22 protein-coding genes are annotated in these 19,304 nt (G+C 57.9%); 7 read left to right on the top strand and 15 right to left on the bottom strand.

Going from position 1 to position 19,304, the window contains the following annotated elements:
- Positions 1–42: 42 nt before the first annotated feature.
- The 3 genes from PSEBG33_RS21160 to PSEBG33_RS21150 all read left to right on the top strand — a co-directional run bounded on the left by PSEBG33_RS21160 (position 43) and on the right by PSEBG33_RS21150 (position 3,561).
- On the top strand, positions 43–951 hold the full coding sequence (locus tag PSEBG33_RS21160; RefSeq protein WP_005785275.1) for a flagellar protein MotY: 909 nt from the start codon (positions 43–45) through the stop codon (positions 949–951).
- Between the two features lie 128 nt (positions 952–1,079).
- Positions 1,080–2,297 carry an argininosuccinate synthase gene (locus PSEBG33_RS21155; protein WP_005785276.1) on the top strand — a complete coding sequence of 406 codons (1,218 nt, stop codon included), beginning with the start codon at positions 1,080–1,082 and terminating at the stop codon, positions 2,295–2,297.
- Positions 2,298–2,928: 631 nt separating this feature from the next.
- On the top strand, positions 2,929–3,561 hold the full coding sequence (locus PSEBG33_RS21150) for a response regulator transcription factor (RefSeq protein ID WP_005785278.1): 633 nt from the start codon (positions 2,929–2,931) through the stop codon (positions 3,559–3,561).
- 82 nt (positions 3,562–3,643) lie between these two features.
- Here PSEBG33_RS21150 and PSEBG33_RS21145 read toward each other — a convergent pair whose 3' ends face one another.
- From PSEBG33_RS21145 to metG, 4 genes are all read right to left on the bottom strand, one after another.
- Positions 3,644–3,823, bottom strand: a complete 180-nt coding sequence (locus PSEBG33_RS21145; protein WP_005785279.1) for a PA3496 family putative envelope integrity protein — start codon at positions 3,821–3,823, stop codon at positions 3,644–3,646.
- A gap of 107 nt (positions 3,824–3,930) precedes the next feature.
- Positions 3,931–4,569 carry an endonuclease III gene (gene nth, locus PSEBG33_RS21140; RefSeq protein WP_005785281.1) on the bottom strand — a complete coding sequence of 213 codons (639 nt, stop codon included), beginning with the start codon at positions 4,567–4,569 and terminating at the stop codon, positions 3,931–3,933.
- 58 nt (positions 4,570–4,627) lie between these two features.
- On the bottom strand, positions 4,628–5,596 hold the full coding sequence (gene rsxB / locus PSEBG33_RS21135; RefSeq protein ID WP_005785282.1) for an electron transport complex subunit RsxB: 969 nt from the start codon (positions 5,594–5,596) through the stop codon (positions 4,628–4,630).
- Between the two features lie 87 nt (positions 5,597–5,683).
- Complete coding sequence (metG, locus tag PSEBG33_RS21130; RefSeq protein WP_005785283.1) at positions 5,684–7,735, bottom strand: methionine--tRNA ligase; 2,052 nt, start codon at positions 7,733–7,735, stop codon at positions 5,684–5,686.
- A gap of 172 nt (positions 7,736–7,907) precedes the next feature.
- Here metG and apbC point away from each other — a divergent pair, with 172 nt between their 5' ends.
- Positions 7,908–9,002 carry an iron-sulfur cluster carrier protein ApbC gene (apbC, locus tag PSEBG33_RS21125; protein ID WP_005785285.1) on the top strand — a complete coding sequence of 365 codons (1,095 nt, stop codon included), beginning with the start codon at positions 7,908–7,910 and terminating at the stop codon, positions 9,000–9,002.
- Between the two features lie 461 nt (positions 9,003–9,463).
- Here apbC and fdxA read toward each other — a convergent pair whose 3' ends face one another.
- The 11 genes from fdxA to PSEBG33_RS21080 form a co-directional block, all read right to left on the bottom strand.
- A complete protein-coding gene (fdxA, locus tag PSEBG33_RS21120; RefSeq protein ID WP_005785286.1) occupies positions 9,464–9,787 on the bottom strand; it encodes a ferredoxin FdxA in 324 nt (107 codons plus the stop codon).
- A 142-nt stretch (positions 9,788–9,929) separates the two neighbouring features.
- Positions 9,930–12,509, bottom strand: a complete 2,580-nt coding sequence (gene mutS, locus PSEBG33_RS21115) for a DNA mismatch repair protein MutS (protein WP_005785288.1) — start codon at positions 12,507–12,509, stop codon at positions 9,930–9,932.
- Positions 12,510–12,560: 51 nt separating this feature from the next.
- Positions 12,561–13,550 (bottom strand): tyrosine-type recombinase/integrase, encoded by a 990-nt coding sequence (locus tag PSEBG33_RS21110; RefSeq protein ID WP_005785290.1) that lies wholly within the window; start codon positions 13,548–13,550, stop codon positions 12,561–12,563.
- A gap of 9 nt (positions 13,551–13,559) precedes the next feature.
- Positions 13,560–13,754, bottom strand: a complete 195-nt coding sequence (locus PSEBG33_RS21105) for a DUF4224 domain-containing protein (RefSeq protein ID WP_005785292.1) — start codon at positions 13,752–13,754, stop codon at positions 13,560–13,562.
- 2 nt (positions 13,755–13,756) lie between these two features.
- The gene (locus PSEBG33_RS28150; RefSeq protein ID WP_005785294.1) at positions 13,757–14,356 is read right to left on the bottom strand and encodes a hypothetical protein; all 600 of its coding nucleotides are present in this window, start codon (positions 14,354–14,356) and stop codon (positions 13,757–13,759) included.
- A gap of 156 nt (positions 14,357–14,512) precedes the next feature.
- Positions 14,513–15,247: a metallophosphoesterase gene (locus tag PSEBG33_RS21100; RefSeq protein ID WP_005785298.1), complete on the bottom strand. Its 735-nt coding sequence runs from the start codon at positions 15,245–15,247 to the stop codon at positions 14,513–14,515.
- Positions 15,244–15,660 (bottom strand): Arc family DNA-binding protein, encoded by a 417-nt coding sequence (locus PSEBG33_RS29950; protein WP_005785300.1) that lies wholly within the window; start codon positions 15,658–15,660, stop codon positions 15,244–15,246. Before PSEBG33_RS29950 ends, PSEBG33_RS21100 begins: the two co-directional genes overlap by 4 nt.
- 222 nt (positions 15,661–15,882) lie before the next feature.
- Complete coding sequence (locus PSEBG33_RS21095; RefSeq protein WP_005785304.1) at positions 15,883–16,317, bottom strand: tellurite resistance TerB family protein; 435 nt, start codon at positions 16,315–16,317, stop codon at positions 15,883–15,885.
- A 2-nt stretch (positions 16,318–16,319) separates the two neighbouring features.
- The gene (locus PSEBG33_RS21090) at positions 16,320–16,535 is read right to left on the bottom strand and encodes a hypothetical protein (protein ID WP_005785306.1); all 216 of its coding nucleotides are present in this window, start codon (positions 16,533–16,535) and stop codon (positions 16,320–16,322) included.
- A 64-nt stretch (positions 16,536–16,599) separates the two neighbouring features.
- Entirely contained in the window at positions 16,600–16,980 is a 381-nt protein-coding gene (locus tag PSEBG33_RS21085) for a helix-turn-helix transcriptional regulator (protein ID WP_005785308.1), read from the bottom strand.
- 128 nt (positions 16,981–17,108) lie between these two features.
- Positions 17,109–17,885, bottom strand: a complete 777-nt coding sequence (locus PSEBG33_RS21080) for a LexA family transcriptional regulator (RefSeq protein ID WP_005785310.1) — start codon at positions 17,883–17,885, stop codon at positions 17,109–17,111.
- A gap of 107 nt (positions 17,886–17,992) precedes the next feature.
- On the opposite strand from PSEBG33_RS21080, the gene PSEBG33_RS29955 reads away from it, so the two are divergent.
- The 3 genes from PSEBG33_RS29955 (at position 17,993) to PSEBG33_RS21065 (ending at position 19,296) form a co-directional block, all read left to right on the top strand.
- A complete protein-coding gene (locus tag PSEBG33_RS29955) occupies positions 17,993–18,295 on the top strand; it encodes a Cro/CI family transcriptional regulator (protein ID WP_005785312.1) in 303 nt (100 codons plus the stop codon).
- Positions 18,295–18,831: a KilA-N domain-containing protein gene (locus PSEBG33_RS21070; RefSeq protein WP_005785314.1), complete on the top strand. Its 537-nt coding sequence runs from the start codon at positions 18,295–18,297 to the stop codon at positions 18,829–18,831. The genes PSEBG33_RS29955 and PSEBG33_RS21070 overlap by 1 nt, the downstream gene beginning before the upstream one ends.
- A gap of 228 nt (positions 18,832–19,059) precedes the next feature.
- Positions 19,060–19,296, top strand: coding sequence for a hypothetical protein (locus PSEBG33_RS21065; protein ID WP_232289406.1), 237 nt, complete (start codon positions 19,060–19,062; stop codon positions 19,294–19,296).
- Positions 19,297–19,304: the final 8 nt, after the last annotated feature.

The raw sequence follows: 19,304 nt of genomic DNA on the forward strand, positions 1-19,304 counted from the left end.
GTATGACGCTTTGAAGTGTTGTAGAAACCAGTGGAGCCTCCCGTGCGCCAGCATTATCTAGCCCTGCTCAGTGTGTTCGCCAGCCTGCCCGCTATGGCCCTCACGTTCCAGACACGTCTGGAGAATATTGAGTGGAAGGTAGAGGGCGACCAGTTCGAGTGCCGCCTGACGCAGCCGATCACCGACTTTGGTTCCGGGGAGTTCGTGCGCCGGGCCGGCGAGCAGGCGACGTTTCGCCTGAAAGCCTATAACGGTGCGTTCGGCGCAGGCTCGGCAACCTTGTTGGCCGCCGCTGCGCCCTGGCAGCCGGGCCGAGGCGATATCAACCTCGGGGCGGTACGTGTCGGCAGTGGCGACGTACTGTTCAATAGCTCCCAGGCCCAGGCCGGGCGCCTGTTCACTGGATTGCTTGAGGGGCGCAGCCCGACCGTACGGCATTACGCGCGCGAGGGCGGGTACTCGGAGGTGCGTCTGCTGCCGGTGAGGTTCAGCAAGGCTTACAGCGACTATCAGTCGTGCACTGCCAAGCTGTTGCCCATGAATTACGATCAGGTCAAGCAGACTGAAGTCGGATTCCCCGGTGGCGGCATTGAGCTGGACGCTGCCGCCAAGAAGAAGCTGTCTGTGATTCTTGCGTTCATGAAGGCCGACCCTACCGTCAATCATGTCGAGTTGAACGGCCACTCGGATAACAGTGGCAATCGCCTGACCAATCGCGACGTCTCGCGCCGGCGTGCCCTGGCGGTGATGGATTACTTCAAGGCCAATGGCATTCAGGAATCGCAGATCACCCTGCGTTTCCACGGCGAGAGCTACCCTCTGGCACCCAACACCAGTGCCGCCAACCGCGCCCGCAACCGCCGTGTGAATATCCAGCTTGAGCGGGTCGCTGCCCCCGAGAAACCGGCACCCCAGGCCACGGTACCGAGCAACCCGGCGGTTACCTCGTAGGTGCGACCATCGGTCGCCCACTCGACATAATCTGTCGCTTTATCTTCATTTGCTGTCGCGCCCCTGTAATTTCGCGGTTTTGATCGGTAGAATCGTTGCCTTTCCGTACAACCCCGTGGAGTGATGGCATGGCCGACGTAAACAAGGTCGTTCTCGCGTATTCCGGCGGCCTGGACACTTCGGTGATCCTCAAGTGGCTGCAGGATACTTATAACTGTGAAGTGGTGACCTTCACCGCTGACCTGGGTCAGGGCGAAGAGGTCGAACCTGCACGTGCCAAGGCGCAAGCCATGGGCGTGAAAGAGATCTACATTGACGACCTGCGCGAAGAGTTCGTCCGCGATTTCGTATTCCCGATGTTTCGCGCCAACACTGTCTACGAAGGTGAGTACCTGCTGGGTACCTCCATCGCACGTCCGCTGATCGCCAAACGCCTGATCGAGATCGCCAACGAAACCGGCGCTGATGCCATTTCCCACGGCGCCACTGGCAAGGGCAACGATCAGGTGCGTTTCGAACTGGGTGCCTATGCACTCAAGCCAGGGGTAAAAGTGATCGCCCCTTGGCGTGAATGGGACCTGCTCTCCCGCGAAAAGCTGATGGATTACGCTGAAAAGCACGCGATCCCGATCGAGCGTCATGGCAAGAAGAAGTCGCCGTACTCGATGGACGCCAACCTGCTGCACATCTCCTATGAGGGCGGCGTGCTGGAAGACACCTGGACCGAGCACGAAGAAGACATGTGGAAATGGACCGTCTCCCCGGAGAACGCTCCAGACAAGCCACAGTATCTGGAACTGACTTACCGCAACGGCGACATCGTCGCGTTGGACGGCGTTGAAATGTCTCCGGCCACCGTGCTGGCGACCCTCAACCGTATCGGTGGCCAGCATGGTATCGGCCGTCTCGACATCGTCGAGAACCGCTATGTGGGCATGAAGTCCCGCGGCTGCTATGAAACCCCGGGCGGCACCATCATGCTGCGTGCCCACCGTGCCATCGAATCCATCACCCTGGACCGTGAAGTCGCACACCTTAAAGACGAGCTGATGCCCAAGTACGCCAGCCTGATCTACACCGGTTACTGGTGGAGCCCTGAGCGTCTGATGCTGCAACAGATGATCGACGCCTCCCAGGCCCACGTGAATGGCGTTGTGCGCCTGAAACTCTACAAGGGCAACGTGATCGTCACGGGTCGTAAATCCGATGAGTCGCTGTTCGACTCCAACATTGCGACCTTTGAAGAAGATGGTGGCGCCTACAACCAGGCGGATGCGGCGGGCTTCATCAAGCTGAACGCCCTGCGTATGCGGATTGCTGCCAACAAGGGCCGCTCGTTGTTCTGAGTGTTGCCTCGGTTGTGAAAAATGGCCCCTTATCCAAGGGGCCATTTTTTTGCTTGTTTATTATTGGATGAACATAAATAGGACGCTGATGTTTATCCGCGTTTAGCGAGTGCTTGAGTGTGTTTTTTCTGAAACTTTGCCGGTTGTTTTACTTTTTTGCGTTTTGTTTTTAACGCTGAATGATTTTTTACATCTGCAGAGGAACTATGTCTGACAGAAAATTCACTCATATAACTGCAATGGCGAGGTTATTCGTTGAATCTTCTGTAGGAATTATGGAAATCTATAAATATGTTAAATGGAACTAATACAGACGGGCTTTCCTTGTCGTTCTGCGTGCAGCCTGGCTCCAGGCAAGGGGCATTTCCTGAAAGTCTTGTGCGGTGCGTTTACCTTCATAGGCTTATGCCAAGGACATTTCACTCAAAATATGTGCGCGTCGAGAAAAGTCTGAAAGCATCCATAAAGCCCTATACATCTAAGTTTGCGATTTTTTGTAGGCTAATTCCTAACTTCCTGTGGGTTGGGTCTCTCCCTGCCGTTGCTCGGGGTGGAATGCTATGCCAACTAGTAATCGACTAGGCTATTGTGTTTGCTCTAAATAATTCGAACAGCGAAATTGGACTTTCTCATGAATAAAGTGCTGATCGTGGATGATCATCCCGTCATTCGTCTTGCTGTGCGCATGCTAATGGAGCGTCATGGTTATGAGGTCGTTGCCGAGACCGATAACGGTGTCGATGCGTTGCAACTTGCACGGGAACACATGCCGGATATTGTGATACTGGATATCGGAATCCCCAAGCTCGACGGCCTGGAGGTGATTTGTCGGTTGGCTTCAACCAAGCAGGCCATATCGTTCAAGGTGCTGGTGCTGACGTCCCAGGCCCCTGGCCATTTTTCCATGCGCTGCATGCAGGCAGGGGCGGCCGGCTATGTCTGCAAACAGCAGGATCTTACCGAGTTGTTGAGCGCCATCAAGGCGGTGCTCTCCGGCTACAGCTACTTCCCGAACCAGGCGCTCAATTCAGTGCGCTCAACCATGGGCAACGCCAGTGAAGCTGAAATGGTTGAACGCTTGTCGGGGCGAGAGATGATGGTGCTGCAGCAACTGGCACGTGGCAAAACCAACAAGGAGATTGCCGACGGCATGTTCCTCAGCAACAAAACCGTCAGTACCTACAAGACCCGCCTGCTACTCAAGCTCAATGCCCGCTCCCTTGTGGACCTGATCGAGTTGGCCCAGCGCAACGGCTTGGTGTAGGAGGACGTTGCAACGCTCAAAACCCGTGTATCCGGCAGAAAAAAGCCTCCGTCAGGGAGGCTTCCGGTCGTTCACGCATCGATCACAGATCGAAGTCGTAATCGGCCAGCTGTTTTTGCAAGCGTCGCTCTTCCAGAAGATTGTCGATAGTGCGACGTTTGCTCAAATTGGTCTTGGCTACCTCTACAGGTGTCTCTACCGCGTCCTCATCCGACTCAGCGAGGTCGTCTTCCACTTCCAGTTGTTCTTTGCCAGCGCTCATAAGATTAACTCCGGGCTAAGACTGCCATTGGGGCTCCTTATAGCGATAATCTGCGAACGGGTAAAAAAGATTTTTTCAATCGACTGATCAAAAAAAGCAATGGTCGCTCAATCGTCGGACGTCTTGTCCTTGTATTCACACAAATCTTCGATGCGACAGCTGCCGCAGCGGGGCTTGCGAGCCTGGCAAACGTAGCGCCCATGCAGGATCAGCCAATGATGGGAGTCGAGCAAATACGGCTTGGGCACGAACTTCATCAGTTGCTTTTCCACCTCGACTACATTTTTGCCCCGCGCAATGCCGGTTCGGTTACTGACCCGGAAGATGTGCGTATCCACAGCCATGGTCAACTGCCGGAATGCGGTATTGAGCACCACGTTGGCCGTTTTGCGGCCCACCCCTGGCAAGGCTTCCAGGGCTTCGCGCGTTTGCGGGACTTCACCACCATGCAGCTCTACCAGCAGGCGGCACGTTTCGATCACATTCTTGGCCTTGCTGTTATACAGGCCGATGGTCTTGATGTACTCGGACAAACCTTCCACACCCAGGGCGTAAATCGCGGCCGGGGTATTGGCCACGGGATACAGCTTGGCCGTGGCCTTGTTGACACCGACGTCCGTGGATTGGGCTGACAGGATCACCGCAATCAGTAATTCGAAGGGGGAGGAGTAGGCCAGTTCGGTTTTCGGTTCCGGATTGTCTTCATGAAACCTGCGGAAGATTTCCAGGCGTTTTGCGGCATTCATAGGGGCGGACGTTTCCTTGCTGGCGGTCGACGTGATGTTAGCAATGCAAAGCGCAGGTTCAGGCGTCGGTGTTGGCCTCGGCATCCTGCAGCGTCTGCTCGGCGGCGTTCAACGCAGCGCTCAAGGCTGCCAGTTGCTGCTCGCCAGCCTGCTCGGCCTGGGCCTTTTTCAACTCGGCTCGGCGCATGGCCAGTTGGATCTTTGCACGCTTGAGGTCGGCGCTCTTTGGGGGCGTTGTCGGCGGCGCACTGTTGGCCTCCAGCGCAGCAAGCGCCTGTTCGCAAGCCTCGAACTGCCGTTGCAGCATAATCAGTTGTGACTGTTGCTCAAAGGTCGGGGGATGCCCAAACGCCTTCAACGACTTGTGCAATTGAGCGCGACTCATGGTGACGCTGATTTTGGCCTGCTTGATTGCGGCGTCCTGAGCGGCCTGATGATTATTGACCTGTGCCGTTTCCACCGCAGCTGCGCGTTTGGCCCGTGTCAGGCGTTCGGCGAGCTTGCAGGCTTCCTCACGTTGCAGGCGGGCGTTACGTTGTTCGAAACGCCGCCGCGCCCGGTCACGTTTGCGGTCGCGTTCACGCCGCTCCTCCTCGTTGGCTGCCAAGCCGCCCACGATAGGCAGCACGTCAGCGAGCGCACGCATCTCGATGCAGTCGACGGGGCAGGGGGCGACACACAGGTCGCAACCGGTGCACTCGTCGGTAATCACGGTGTGCATCAGCTTGGCGGCGCCCACAATGGCGTCCACCGGGCAAGCCTGGATGCATTTGGTACAACCGATGCATTCGGCCTCACGGATATAGGCAATCTGCGCGGGCGCTTCCCCGCGGCTGGTGTCCAGGTCCAGCATTGGCAGGCGCAGCAGTTGCGCAAGCCCGGCGATGGTTTCCTGCCCACCGGGCGGGCACTTGTTGATGGCCTCGCCTTTGGCGATGCCTTCTGCATAAGGCTTGCAACCCGGGTGCCCGCACTTGCCGCATTGAGTCTGCGGCAGCAGCGCGTCGATACGTTGAATGAGGTTCATGCTGTGATCATAGCGTTGACGCCCGGCCCAGGGAGGTGGGCAAGCTGAAAAGCCCCGCCGTGGCAACAGCGGGGCATTTTGCAGGGGTTACTTGATGCGTTGGCCCGGCTTGGCGCCGCTGTCGGGGCTCAGCAGGTAGATTTCTTCGCCGCCAGGGCCAGCCGCCATCACCATGCCTTCGGAAATGCCAAACTTCATTTTCCGTGGCTTGAGGTTGGCGATCATCATGGTCAGGCGCCCATCGAGCTTGGACGGGTCCGGGTAAGCGCTCTTGATCCCGGAGAACACGTTGCGCTGTTCGTCACCGATATCCAATGTCAGGCGCAGCAACTTGTCGGCGCCCTCCACGGCTTCGGCCTTGATAATCAGTGCTACGCGCAGGTCCACGGCGGCAAAGGCGTCGAAATCGATTTCCGGAGAAATCGGGTCCTTGGCCAGTTCGCCATTGCCCGCAGGCGCGGATTGGCCGGTATCGGTCTGGCTGGCGACCAGGTCTTCTTTCGAAGCATCGGTCATGGCCTGGACTTTCACCGGGTCAATGCGGGTCATCAAGGGCTTGAACGCGTTCAACTGATGATTACCGAGCAAGGTGGCGTGATCGTTCCAGGTCAGCGGCGTCACATTCAGGAACGCCTCGGCATCGGCGGCCAGCAATGGCAGCACCGGCTTGAGGAAGATCACCAACTGGCGGAACAGATTGACGCCGGTGGCGCAGATAGCCTGAACCTCAGCTTCCTTGCCTTCCTGCTTGTTCAGCGACCACGGGGCCTTGTCGGCGATCCAGGCATTGGCACGGTCGGCCAGGCCCATGATTTCGCGCATGGCGCGGGCGAAGTCGCGGGCCTCATAGGCGTCGGCGATGCTTGGTGCGGCGGCCAGGAAGGCGTCGGTCAGTTCCGGTGCGGCGTTCTCGGCTACCAGTACACCGGCGTTGCCCTTGTGGATAAACCCGGCGCAACGGCTGGCGATGTTGACGACTTTACCCACCAGATCCGAGTTGACCTTCTGTACGAAGTCTTCCAGGTTCAGGTCCAGGTCGTCGACACCCCGGCCCAGCTTGGATGCGTAGTAGTAGCGCAGGTATTCCGGCGACAGGTGGTCCAGGTAAGTGCGCGCCTTGATAAAGGTGCCACGGGACTTGGACATTTTCTGCCCGTTCACCGTCAGGTAGCCGTGCACGGCAATGCCGGTCGGCTTGCGGTAGCCCGAGCCTTCAAGCATCGCCGGCCAGAACAGCGCGTGGAAGTTGACGATGTCCTTGCCGATGAAGTGGTACAGCTCGGCAGTGGAGTCCTTGCCCCAGAACGCGTCGAAGTCCAGCTCCGGGGTGCGGTCGCACAGGTTCTTGAAGCTGGCCATGTAGCCGATCGGCGCGTCCAGCCATACATAGAAATACTTGCCCGGCTCGCCCGGGATCTCGAAGCCGAAGTATGGCGCGTCGCGGGAGATGTCCCACTGCTGCAGGCCACTGTCGAGCCATTCGGAGAGTTTGTTGGCCACGGCGTCCTGCAAGGTACCGCTGCGCGTCCAGGTTTGCAGCATTTGCTGGAAATCCGGGAGCTTGAAGAAGAAGTGCTGCGAGTCCTTGAGCACCGGAGTGGCGCCGGAGATCGCCGACTTGGGATCCTTCAGGTCGGTTGGTGCGTAGGTCGCGCCGCATTTTTCGCAGTTGTCGCCGTACTGGTCTTCGGTGCCGCATTTGGGGCAGGTGCCCTTGATGAAGCGGTCGGCCAGGAACATCTTCTTTTCCGGGTCGAAATACTGGGTCACCGAACGTTGGTCGATGTGCCCGGCTTCCTTCAACCGCAGGTAGATCTGGCTCGACAACTCGCGGTTTTCGTCGGAGTGGGTCGAATGGAAGTTGTCGAAGTCCACCAGGAACTCGGCAAAGTCGGCGCTGTGTTCAGCCTGCACGTTGGCGATCAGTTGTTCCGGGGTGATGCCTTCCTTTTCGGCACGCAACATGATGGCCGAACCGTGGGCGTCGTCCGCGCAGACATAAATGCATTGATTGCCGCGATGCTTCTGGAAGCGCACCCACATATCGGTCTGGATGTACTCAAGCATATGGCCAAGATGGATGGAACCATTGGCATAGGGCAGGGCGCTGGTGACGAGGATCTTGCGTGGCTCGGACATGGGGCTCGGCTACTTGATGAAACGGAGGTCGGCCACTATAAAGCGCCGGGAAATTTATTTCACCCCGTGACGCTGTTTCAGAATCTTCCGGAACCTCGAAAGCGTGCCGCTCAAGCGCCGGAACGGTTAGGATAGCCGCCTGTTTCAGTCAGTCTTTTTTCGGGAGTAGCCCATGAGCGCCGTCAATCGCGCAGCGGTGGAAGCCGTTCTTCGCCAGTACACCGACCCTTATTTGAACCAGGACCCGGTCAGTGCCGGTTGTGTGCGCAGTATCGAGGTCCAGGGCGACCAGGTGTCGGTACAGATGCAACTGGGCTATGCCGCAGGCTTGTTCAAACGCGGCTGGGCGCAGATGCTCCAAATGGCCATTGAGGGCATCGACGGCGTGGGTTCGGCGAAGGTCGATATCCAATGCGTGATCGCCCCGCACAAGGCCCAGGCGCAGATCCCGGGCCTGGCCAACGTCAAGAACGTGGTGGCGGTGGCCTCCGGCAAGGGTGGCGTGGGCAAGTCCACCACCGCGGCCAACCTGGCCCTGGCCCTGGCCCGCGAAGGCGCGCGGGTGGGGATTCTCGACGCCGATATCTACGGCCCAAGCCAAGGCGTGATGTTCGGCATCGCCGAAGGCACGCGGCCGAAGGTCAAGGATCAGAAATGGTTTGTACCCATCGAGTCGCTCGGTGTGGAAGTGATGTCCATGGCCTTTCTTACCGATGACAACACGCCGATGGTCTGGCGCGGGCCGATGGTTTCCGGGGCGTTGCTGCAATTGGTCACACAGACCGCCTGGGGCGACCTCGATTACCTGGTGATCGACATGCCGCCAGGCACCGGCGACATTCAGCTGACCCTGGCGCAAAAAGTGCCGGTGGCCGGTGCGGTGATCGTCACCACGCCTCAGGACCTCGCGCTGCTGGACGCCAGGAAAGGCGTCGAGATGTTCCGCAAGGTCAATATCCCGGTGCTCGGCGTCGTGGAAAACATGGCGGTGCACATCTGCTCCAACTGTGGTCACGCCGAGCATCTGTTCGGTGAAGGTGGGGGCGAAAAGCTCGCGACCCAGTACGGTGTCGAGCTGCTCGCTTCGTTGCCGCTGGCGATGGGCATTCGTGAGCAGGCCGATGGTGGCAAACCTACCGTGGCGGCCGAGCCTGAAGGCCAAATCTCGATGATCTACCAGGAACTGGCCCGTCATGTCGGTGCGAGAATTGTCTTGCAGGAAGCTGCTGCGCCGGCGATGCCGACCATTACTGTCAGTGACGACTGATGCCTTTCAACAGTAAGCGGTGGGGGCAATGAGGCTTATTGCCCTTTTCCGCAATTGTGTGTGTAAGCATTTGCTTACCTTTGCGTAAGTGATCGGTTCTTTTATCTTGCATGGACGTCTCGATTTTTTTGAGACTTTTTTCATCTCATTGAAAAACAAGACTTATTTATCTGTGTTTAGGTGTCAGAGCGTGCCAGTCGATCGAACCGGGTCGCGTTGAACTTATCTTCGAACCCTCTAACATCAGCCCTGTGTCCACGGATTGACACAGCCATCAAGGAACGATGGTTTGAAGGAACGTCGCAGGATGCGATTCATCAGGATGATGAAAAGGAATACAGGGACTAGGGAAAAAATGTGGGCGGGTCATACCGCCCCTTTTTTCGCCTGTAGAAAAGTAAAACGCTCCCCTCAGAAACGCAAAAAGGCCCGCAAGGGGCCTTTTGGGGGCGGCGACGCTATCAGCGTTTGAGGTCTGCAATCTTACCTTTTTTGCCATCCCACTCCGCTGCATCGGGCATCGGGTCTTTGCGCTCGGTGATATTCGGCCAGATTTCCGCCAACTCGACGTTCAGCTGAATAAACTCCTGCATCTCCGCAGGCACTTCGTCCTCGGAGAAAATCGCGACGGCCGGGCATTCTGGTTCACACAGGGCGCAGTCGATGCACTCATCCGGGTGAATAACCAGGAAGTTCGGGCCTTCGTAGAAGCAGTCCACCGGACACACTTCTACGCAGTCGGTGTACTTGCACTTGATGCAGTTGTCGGTGACGACGAAGGTCATTTCTAATTTTCTCCTCAGGCGGCGGCAGCGAAACCCCTTGTGGTGGGGTTCGCGAGGTTTGAGAGCGATAGTCTGCGGACCAGGCTAAAAGCCCGCAGCATCCCAAACCGCGCGAGATTCTATCAGCTTGCAAGCGTCTGCGTTATATCCGAGTCTTCAGTGCATATAACATTTCGAGCGCTTTACGCGGCGTCAAGTCATCCAGATCAAGCTTTGCCAACTCATCCAGCACCGGATGGGGCAGGCTGGCGAACATATCGCTCTGGTGCGGCGCGGCGGGTTTCTTGCTGGCCTTGGCAGGGCTGGCGACCACGGTTTCATGGGGCAGGGCTGTGGTTTCCAGGCGGCTGAGGTGTTCGCGGGCGCGAGTAATCACGTCATTCGGCACGCCGGCCAACTGTGCTACGGCCAGGCCATAGCTCTGGCTCGCCGGCCCTGGCAGCACATGGTGCAGGAACACGATGCGCTCATTGTGCTCGGTGGCATTGAGATGCACGTTGGCCACCAGTGGCTCGCTTTCCGGCAACACCGTGAGTTCGAAGTAGTGCGTGGCAAACAGCGTATAAGCGCGCAAATGCGCCAGACGTTCGGCCGCCGCCCAAGCCAGGGACAGGCCGTCGAAGGTGCTGGTGCCGCGACCCACTTCGTCCATCAGCACCAGACTGCGCTCGGTAGCGTTGTGCAGGATGTTGGCGGTCTCGCTCATTTCCACCATAAAGGTCGAACGGCCACCCGCCAGGTCATCACTGGAGCCGATCCGCGTGAAGATGCGGTCCACCAGGGACAGCTCGCAACTGGCCGCCGGCACAAAGCTGCCGATATGGGCCAACAACACGATCAACGCGGTCTGGCGCATATAGGTGGATTTACCACCCATGTTCGGACCGGTGATCACCAACATGCGGGTATCGTCGTCCAGCGACAGGTCGTTGGCGACGAACGGCGTGGTCAACACCTGCTCCACCACCGGGTGGCGACCTTGCACAATGCGCATGCATGGCTCGCTGACAAACCGTGGGCAGTTCAGGTCAAGGTTCAGCGCTCGTTCGGCGAGGTTGCTCAGTACATCCAGCTCCGCCAGGGCGGCCGCAGTGTCCTGCAATGGCGCCAAACGGCTGATCAAATCCTCGAGCAAGGCTTCGTAAAGCATCTTTTCCCGGGCCAGGGCGCGGCTTTTGGCTGACAGCGCCTTGTCTTCGAACTCCTTGAGCTCTGGGGTGATAAAACGCTCGGCACCCTTGAGCGTCTGGCGACGTTGATAATCGATAGGCGCCGACTCCGCTTGCTTGCTCGGCAACTCAATAAAGTAGCCATGCACGCGGTTGTAGCCGACCTTCAGGTTAGCCAGACCGGTGCGGGCTTTTTCGCGGGCTTCCAGGTCGATCAGGAACTGGCCGGCGTTTTCGCTCAGGGACTGCAGTTCATCCAGCTCGTTGTCGTAGCCGGTTTTCAACACGCCGCCATCACGGATGATCGCGGGCGGGTTGTCGATGATGGCTTTTTCCAGCAGCGCCGCGAGGTCCGGGTAAGTGCCGGCAGTCACCGCCAGCTGTTGCAAGTGAGGCGTATCCAACTCAGTCATTGCCAGTTGCAACTGCGGCAGGGCGCTCAAGGCATCACGAAGGCGCGCCAGGTCGCGGGGTCGTGCATTGCGCAGGCCGATCCGCGCCAGGATACGCTCGATATCACCGATTTCTTTCAGTTGCGGCTGCAGCTTTTCAAAGCGATAGCCATCGAGCAGGCAGGTAATAGAGGTTTGACGCGCTTGCAGCACGGTCAAGTCCCGCAGCGGACGGTTCAGCCAACGGGTCAGCAAGCGACTGCCCATCGCGGTCTGGCAGCGGTCGACCACCGATTGCAGGGTGTTATCGCGCCCGCCGGCCAGGTTGGTATCCAATTCCAGGTTGCGACGGCTGGCGCCATCGAGCACCACGGTATCGTCCAGCCGTTCATGACGCAGGCTGCGCAAGTGGGGCAGGGCGGTGCGCTGGGTTTCCTTCGCGTAACTGAGCAGGCAGCCAGCAGCGCCGATGGCCAGGGTCAGCGTTTCACAGCCAAAGCCTTTAAGGTCTTGCACCGAAAACTGCTGGCACAGACTTTTCAGCGCCGAATCACGTTCGAAATCCCACGGTGCACGCCGCTTGGTCCCACGACGTTTCTCCGCCGGCAAGTCCTTGGGCCAATCATCCGGGATCAACAACTCCACCGGGTTGATACGCTCCAGCTCCGCCAGCAGGTTCTCCCAGCCCTTGATCTCCAGCACGCTGAAGTTGCCGCTGGTGATATCCAGCACCGACAGGCCGAACAGACGCTCATCGCCCAACACCGCAGCGATCAGGTTATCGCGACGCTCATCCAGCAACGCCTCATCACTCACCGTACCCGGCGTAATAATGCGCACCACTTGACGTTCCACCGGCCCTTTACTGGTAGCCGGGTCGCCGATCTGCTCACAGATCACCACCGACTCGCCCAGCTTCACCAGCTTGACCAGGTAGCCTTCCAACGAGTGATAAGGAATCCCACACATCGGAATCGACTGCCCCGCCGACTGCCCGCGCGCGGTCAGGGTGATGTCCAGCAGCTTGGCGGCCTTCTTCGCATCTTCATAGAAGATCTCGTAGAAGTCGCCCATGCGATAGAACATCAACTGATCAGGGTGCTGGTTTTTCAGGCGCCAGTACTGCTGCATCATTGGAGTGTGGCTTGAAAGGTCTGTCATACGGGGCGTTCAGCTCTTCCTGTCTATTTGACAAAGTACATCTGTCTAATACTACAGGGATTTTTTCGGCATTGTCGGCGGCAGGCCCACGTTGATTTTACGCAGGCGCAGATAACGTTGTGTCATCTTTGCATCGGTGTGGCCACCGAGCTTCTGTGCGTCGTTGCCCTGGTCGTCCGTGTCGGAAAGCGACTTGGCGCGCAGGTCATGGAGGCTTGCATCTTCAACGCCGGCCTTCCTGCAGCTGATTGCGAAGGCATCTTTCACCGAGCTGTAGTGCACTGGCTTGCCGCCGCGCGGGGAACAGAACAGCGTGAGCCCACGGATCTTCCTAGGCAGCGCCTTTGCGCGCGCGACCAGGTCTTCCAGGTCTGGAGTCATTTGCACCAGCAGCCTTGCGTTCGTCTTCTCCTGCTTGAATGCAATGCCTTCAGGGCTGATGTCGGCCAATCGGATGGACAGCACGTCACCGATGCGCTGGCCGGTCAGGTAGCACATCTCGTAGATGACGCGCATGTTGTCGCTCGAGTTGGCGCAGATCGCCTGGAATTCGCCGTGTGTTATGTACCTGTCGCGCTTGTGCTCTAGGTGCCGACGGACGCCAATGCAGGGGTTAGAGTCGACTATCTGCTGCTCAAGCGCGTAGCTGAACACCGCCCGCAACACCGAGATCACCCGGTTCGACATATTTGGCGTGTCCGCCATGTGAAGCTTGAGCGCGACGACGTGCCGCTGCAGTACCTCGCGTGGCTCGAAGTCGGCGAAGTTTTCCTTCAGTCGTTCGCATGCCGCTTCGTACTGCTTGAGGGTGTTCGGCTTGAGGGGCGGCTTTGTCCTGGTGCGCATCTGTTCGAGGGCATCGTCGATCAGTTTGGGCATGCCGCCCTGGCTGCCCTTGTCCAGCAGCATCGCGTATTCAGCCAGTGCTGCCTGAAAGTCAGTGCCTAGGCGCTTCCACTTCCCCTTGCGAACCAAATAGTAAGCGCCATGTTTCTGGTACATGCACGCCGGCAGGTGCCGGTCCTTCTTGCGCGGTCGCATCGACTCACCTCAACACAGCCGCAATTCCGGCCCCTTCCTTGATTGAATACCACCCAGGCGCCCGATGACAACTTGGCGCAGTACCTTCGGGTGCCCATCACCACCTACCGCGAACCCGTAGCGTTCGGCGGTAAGCCACTTTATCTGTGCCCCTGGCTTCTTGTAGCCGGTCAGGTCGGCAACTTCCTCTGCTGTCAGGAACATATCTACCTCCTTTCGTGTCGCGACACGTTTTCGGTATCCGTGGATGGTGTCGCGGCCTCTTTGTCAAGCGCGGCGCCGGCGATCGCCTTGATTGCTTCGCACTCGGTATAGAAGTCGTTCGGGTTGATCCTGGGCGTTCCCCAGTTGACCAGATCCCGAACCAGGCACTCGGTGTTGCTTTCGACGTGGCTGTACACATTTGTCAGGCCCTTGCGCAGTCGCTCGTTCTCGGTTCCCAGCAGGTTCGCCCGGCCAGTTGCAAAAGCTGCCGCCTTGCTTTCGGTATTGATGACCTGTTCGGCCTTCGCGCAGGCAGCGGTAAGCCTGTCGATTTCTGCGGTGAGCACCAGTATTGCCTTGGGATTCGCTCCCGCAATGAAAGCGGCGTTCGCCCGGCACTGCTCGTCAGTCTTGACCAGGCAGTTGGCGAAGGTGTTGGCGATCCGTCCACCGCGTTTGCGACCGCTGGCGATGTAGCTGTACAGCACATTGTTGTGCTCGTTGATGTAATCGCCGTCGGTGATCCACGGCCCAGGGGTTGCGGCCTTGGCCAGGGCGGTCAGGTCAATGGCGAGCTTCTGTGCCGCATTCTTCTTACCCATGATTCGCACCTCGCTGAAAGTGATCAGCCAGCACCCGGCGCGCGTCGATACCGCATGATGACGACATAGCGTAGATCTGGCCGAATGTGGTCTCCCGGCGCTGCAGGGCGTTGAACAGTTCGATCAGGCGTTGGCCCTTTGTTCCATTGCAGCACTTCATGGACGGTCCTCCCAGTCCCAGTGCAGTTTCGGATTGACCGGCGGATAGCACTGAAGCGTGTGCAGGTCGATCAGCGTGAAGTGGCCACCCATCCAGGCGCCGGTGTCGATGTGGTAGACGTTGCCGAGGATAGCCGGCTGCCGCACCGGGGTGTGCCCGACGATGACCGCCCGCACTTCACTGACTCCTTCGTGGTTCTCGTCGGTGATACGGCTGCGAGACCATTGGCAAACCGCGTCGACGTTGAGCAGGCCGGGCATCAGGCCGGTAAGCGCGTCACGGAGTATCGCCCAGACCGGGAAGGGGCAGTCCGCGTGCACGATCCCCACAATGCCCTCTGCCGTGACAACTTCAATTGCTATCGGCAGGTCAGCCAGCAGGGCGGCGTAGCAATCACGCTCTACGGATGGCAGCCCGAGCATCCAGGCGCCACCGTTTGCGATGTGCATTTCGCTTGCACGTCCGTCCGGATCGAAGTGGTGCGCATCTACTACCATCGCCTCATGGTTGCCCTGGACGGAGAAGAACCATGGCTTGGCCAGCCAGGTATCCACCTCGGCAGACTCTGGCCCGCGGTCAACCAGATCGCCCACGCTGAACAGGCGATCCACGGCAGGATTGAACCCGATAGCGTCCAGAGCGGCCTGGAGCTTGGTGAAGTGCCCGTGCACGTCGCCGACGGCGAAGTCTCGGCCGCAGGTGTTGAGCTCGAATCGCTTGAACTTGTTCATACTGACGCACCGGGCATACCGCCAAACTCCAGCATTGCGCGGTCTATTTCGCGGTCTAGGTCGTCTTTCACCAGCAGGTTGCCAAAATGATCGCGCACCAGGATCTGGTTGTTTGCGCTGAACGCCACGTATCGCAACCACTCATAACGCCGAGCGTTGGCTGCCATCCGCACGCGATCGTCGATGTGTGTCGCATCGGCAGTGATGAGAGTGGTGACGGTGTTGGCCAGAACGTCGAGCAGGATCTGCTGGCGGTTCTGCCCATCCAGGTACTGGCGAACGGCCTGGATGAAAACGCTATTCATGCTGCGATCGCTGGCATTTGCCGCGGCTTCAATGTCAGCCCGCAGGCCGTCGGGAAGTCGCACCACAAACTTGTCAGCGGTGCGGGAATCGTAATTCGGTGAGTTCATAGTGTTCTCCCGGCCGATGGCGCAGATCTGCTCCATCGGCACTGTGGACTTATTAACTGGGCTTTGACTTACCAGCCATCAGCACCACCAACAGCAGGACAACCAAGACCAGGTCGCCCACCATTGAGAGGATGCGACTGGCCGAGTCGACGAAGACAACGCCACCGGCGAGCCCGTAGGCTGCCAGTGACCGAGCCTTGGTACCGAACCTGGCCAGCATGGTTACAGGTGGTCTTTCAGGTTGAGGCCCAGCAGCTTGGCGCTGCGCTCCAGGGCGGTCAGTTCGGTCGGCTCGATCTCGCCATCCGCTTCGGCAACGGTCAGCATCACGTTGAGCACGGTCAGTGCCTCGGCTGGCGAGTGCGCCAGGTCACTAAGCTCTTTCTCTGCGTTCTGGCGAAGGATGCGGGCGCCGGACTTGAAGTCTGTTTTGGCGCGGTCGATGGTGTTGGAAAGCTCAGCGCCGAAGCCTTGAAGGGCCGGGTTATTGCTGAGGATGGTTTCGATCTTGGAGAGCTCGCTTTCTTCCAGCTCGCCATCAGCCGCGGCGACATAAATGGAGCCGTAGACCACGGCCTCCATCAGGTCACGGTTGGCCAGCTTGGCTACCGCAGCGCGGGCCTGACCAGATTTCTTGCCGAACATTTTACCGAGCATGATTACTTCCTTTCAGTGGGTGCGCTTTTGCGCGGGGTTTGAATTACGTAAATCACGAGAGAGGCGGTGACGATCATCCAGACGCAGATGCCGAACACGCCGCCGATCAGCTCGAAGTCGCTGGGGTTATCGAAAATCACCGGCACGGCCTCGGAGAACCAAATCAGCGTTGCGAACAGGTAGAGCACGAACGACAGCAGGTACTTGAACAGCTTCATTTCACTTTCTCCTGGCCGAACGAATCCCGGCCGCGTTGTTGGCTTTCGCAAAAATCAGGTTGGGTTAAGCGGTTTGAGCGGCCTCGATGCGGCGGACGGCCACGCGGGTTTCAATTCGGCGCTCACCTGTGCGGCGGATGCGGCTGAACTGTTCGGTGTTGGCTTGTTGGGCTGTCAGGATCATGCACAACATGATCACCAGCGGCGTGATGATCTGGCGCTTGAAAGCTTCCAGCACCAGCCCGCGCATCGTCTTGACGCCCAACTTGAAGCGGGCGCTATCGAGGCGTTTCTCGGCAGTGATTGGGCTGATACCCATTGCGCGAGCCACCTCCTTCACCGTCATATCGCAGGCAGCCCACAGGGTGGCTTCAAGCTCGCGAGGAGCCAGGCCCATCTTGAGATTGCCCTGCCAGTTGCCGGCGGTGAGGGTGTTGGTGGTCATGTCTGAAGCTCCATGCTGGGGTGCGATGGAGTAAAAAGTACCAAAGGTAATTAATCAAGTAAATACCTTTGGCAATATTAATTTCGGCTAGCCAAAAAAACCGCCCAGCAGCGGCGGCTTTTTGCGACTCAGGGTCTCGATACCCTCACACTTCCCCCGCGCCATACCACTCTTCCAATTAACGGGAGATCTACGGCTGCTGAATTCGGGATAACCTCGTCGGGGAATAGCTGCTTGTCTTGGTTGTCACACCTCAGCACCCAGTTCCCCGAAATTTGCTGTGCTAACCGCCTAACGCTGGTCCTGCCGTCAGGCATGCGGATTAGATATATCTCGCCGTCTTTCAAGGACGGCTTGTACGTGTCAATCATAACCACGTCGCCGGACAAAATATGCGGGGCCATACTGTCATCTCCGGCGTAAACGATGTTGAGCCTATCAAACACAACCCCCATCTCCTGAAGCCAGCCCCGCCTAAATACCATGCCTTCCGTGAGCCCGCGATGCTCATCATTCACGCCCGGCACGAAGGAGTTGTCGTCCAAATACTGCGGTATTAGGACGTACTGCTCGCGGGGCGGAGTATCAATGATACGGGCAGTTTTAGCCCAGGTTGTCCGAAAAGAGTCTGCAGTGATGCGGGATGAGGCAACCATCTCAATGATTCCCGCTAGGCGCGGACTGAACTCAGATACGGGCACATCCAAAATCTTGGCAAAGGCAGCCGCGATCTCGGTGTTTAACGGATTCACACCGTTCAGATAGTGCGATACGGAGCTTTGGTTGATTCCGAGCTGCTCAGCCAGCTTTTCCTGCGTGAGCTTCAACTGTTTCTTTTTTGCGGTGAAAATTGCCTTCAATCGGAGACATTCTTCTTTGCGGTCGGCGGGCAATGGTTTTTTCATCGGTCGATAATATTCCCATCAGTAATAGTTTAACAAATGCCAAAGGTATTGCTTTATGAAAATGCCATAGGTACTATTTTTCCAAAGTTTTGTTTGGAGATTTGGCCGTGAAACATATCAATCTGAAAGATTTTGCCAAAGATCGCGGTCAGCCCGAAGCGGCCTCAATTCTAGGAATGACTCAGGGAGCGCTTAGTAAGGCTATTCGAATCGGCCGGGATGTTCTTGTCATTGAGAAGCTTGACGGGACATTCACCGCTATAGAAATCAGAGGGTTCCCCTCGCGCATTGATCGTAACTCAGCGCCAGGCAACGTCCCGATGTTGAGTAAAACGATACGCCTATCGCTCATCTCTGAAGAGTCTGGCAAGCCATCTGGTTATCCGTCCAGTACTGGGAGGGTGGCGTGATGAATAACGTAATACGCCTGGATTTCGAAGGCCAGTTGGTGCGTTTCAATACAGACGGCTGGATCAATGCCACCGAAGTAGCAAAGCGCTTCGGAAAGAAGCCCATCAAATGGTTGGAGCTACCAAGCACCAAGAGCTACATGGCAGCCATGACCAGGCACCTCGTTAATGAGGTCCGATTTTCGGACCTCAAACTTGTCGAGACTGTCCGGGGGCGCGGCAAGGCAGGAACGTGGCTTCATCCGAAATTGGGCGTGCGTTTCGCGCAATGGCTCGATGACGACTTCGCTGTCTGGTGCGACACGCAGATTGATGCGCTGCTTCGTGGCTTCCCCTCGGCAATGGGGCGGTTCAACCACGCTTGCAAGCGGCTTGATGATCGCCAGTCACAGGCAAGTGCCAGCGGCCGCGATCTTGCTGAATGGAAGCGTGAGAAGCCCGGCTTGATCGCCGAGGTTGAGCGCGGTCGTAACCAACTGCAGATGATCCTCGCCCTGGACAACCCAGAAAACCACAGCTTGCAGGCCTCGTCATGAGCGCCTGCCCATCCCTGTATTTGCTGTCCGGTTAAACCCCAGACAGCAAAAAGCCAGCTGTCGAGGCTGGCTTCTTAATCAGTCCCCTGCAAGGGACTTCTTTGAATCTTCGTCGGAGAAGACGATATGTCACACCCAAAAAATAGCAACAATCAACCCATAGCGCAAGACTCACTCACAACTGTGGTTGATTTTTGCAATACACCTATCAGCAACACAGGCGTCCAAATGCTCCAGGTCGTTGCCGGTATTGAATCGCGCGATGCGATCCAAAAGGCCCGCACCCTCGCTTCGGGTCTCGGCCAGATCTGTCAGCACATGCACGACAGCCTGAATTACGGCGAGATGGTTTATTGCGACGGCATGGCCACTTTGCAATTCGTGGCCGATAGCGTCAGCGCGCTGCTGTGGTCTGTCCAGAAGGGCCTGCCCTCCGAGATCGAAAGCTCGGGGGGTGCCCAATGAAGCCTCCA

This window comes from Pseudomonas synxantha BG33R (assembly GCF_000263715.2).
In the GTDB taxonomy this organism is placed as follows: domain Bacteria; phylum Pseudomonadota; class Gammaproteobacteria; order Pseudomonadales; family Pseudomonadaceae; genus Aquipseudomonas; species Aquipseudomonas synxantha_A.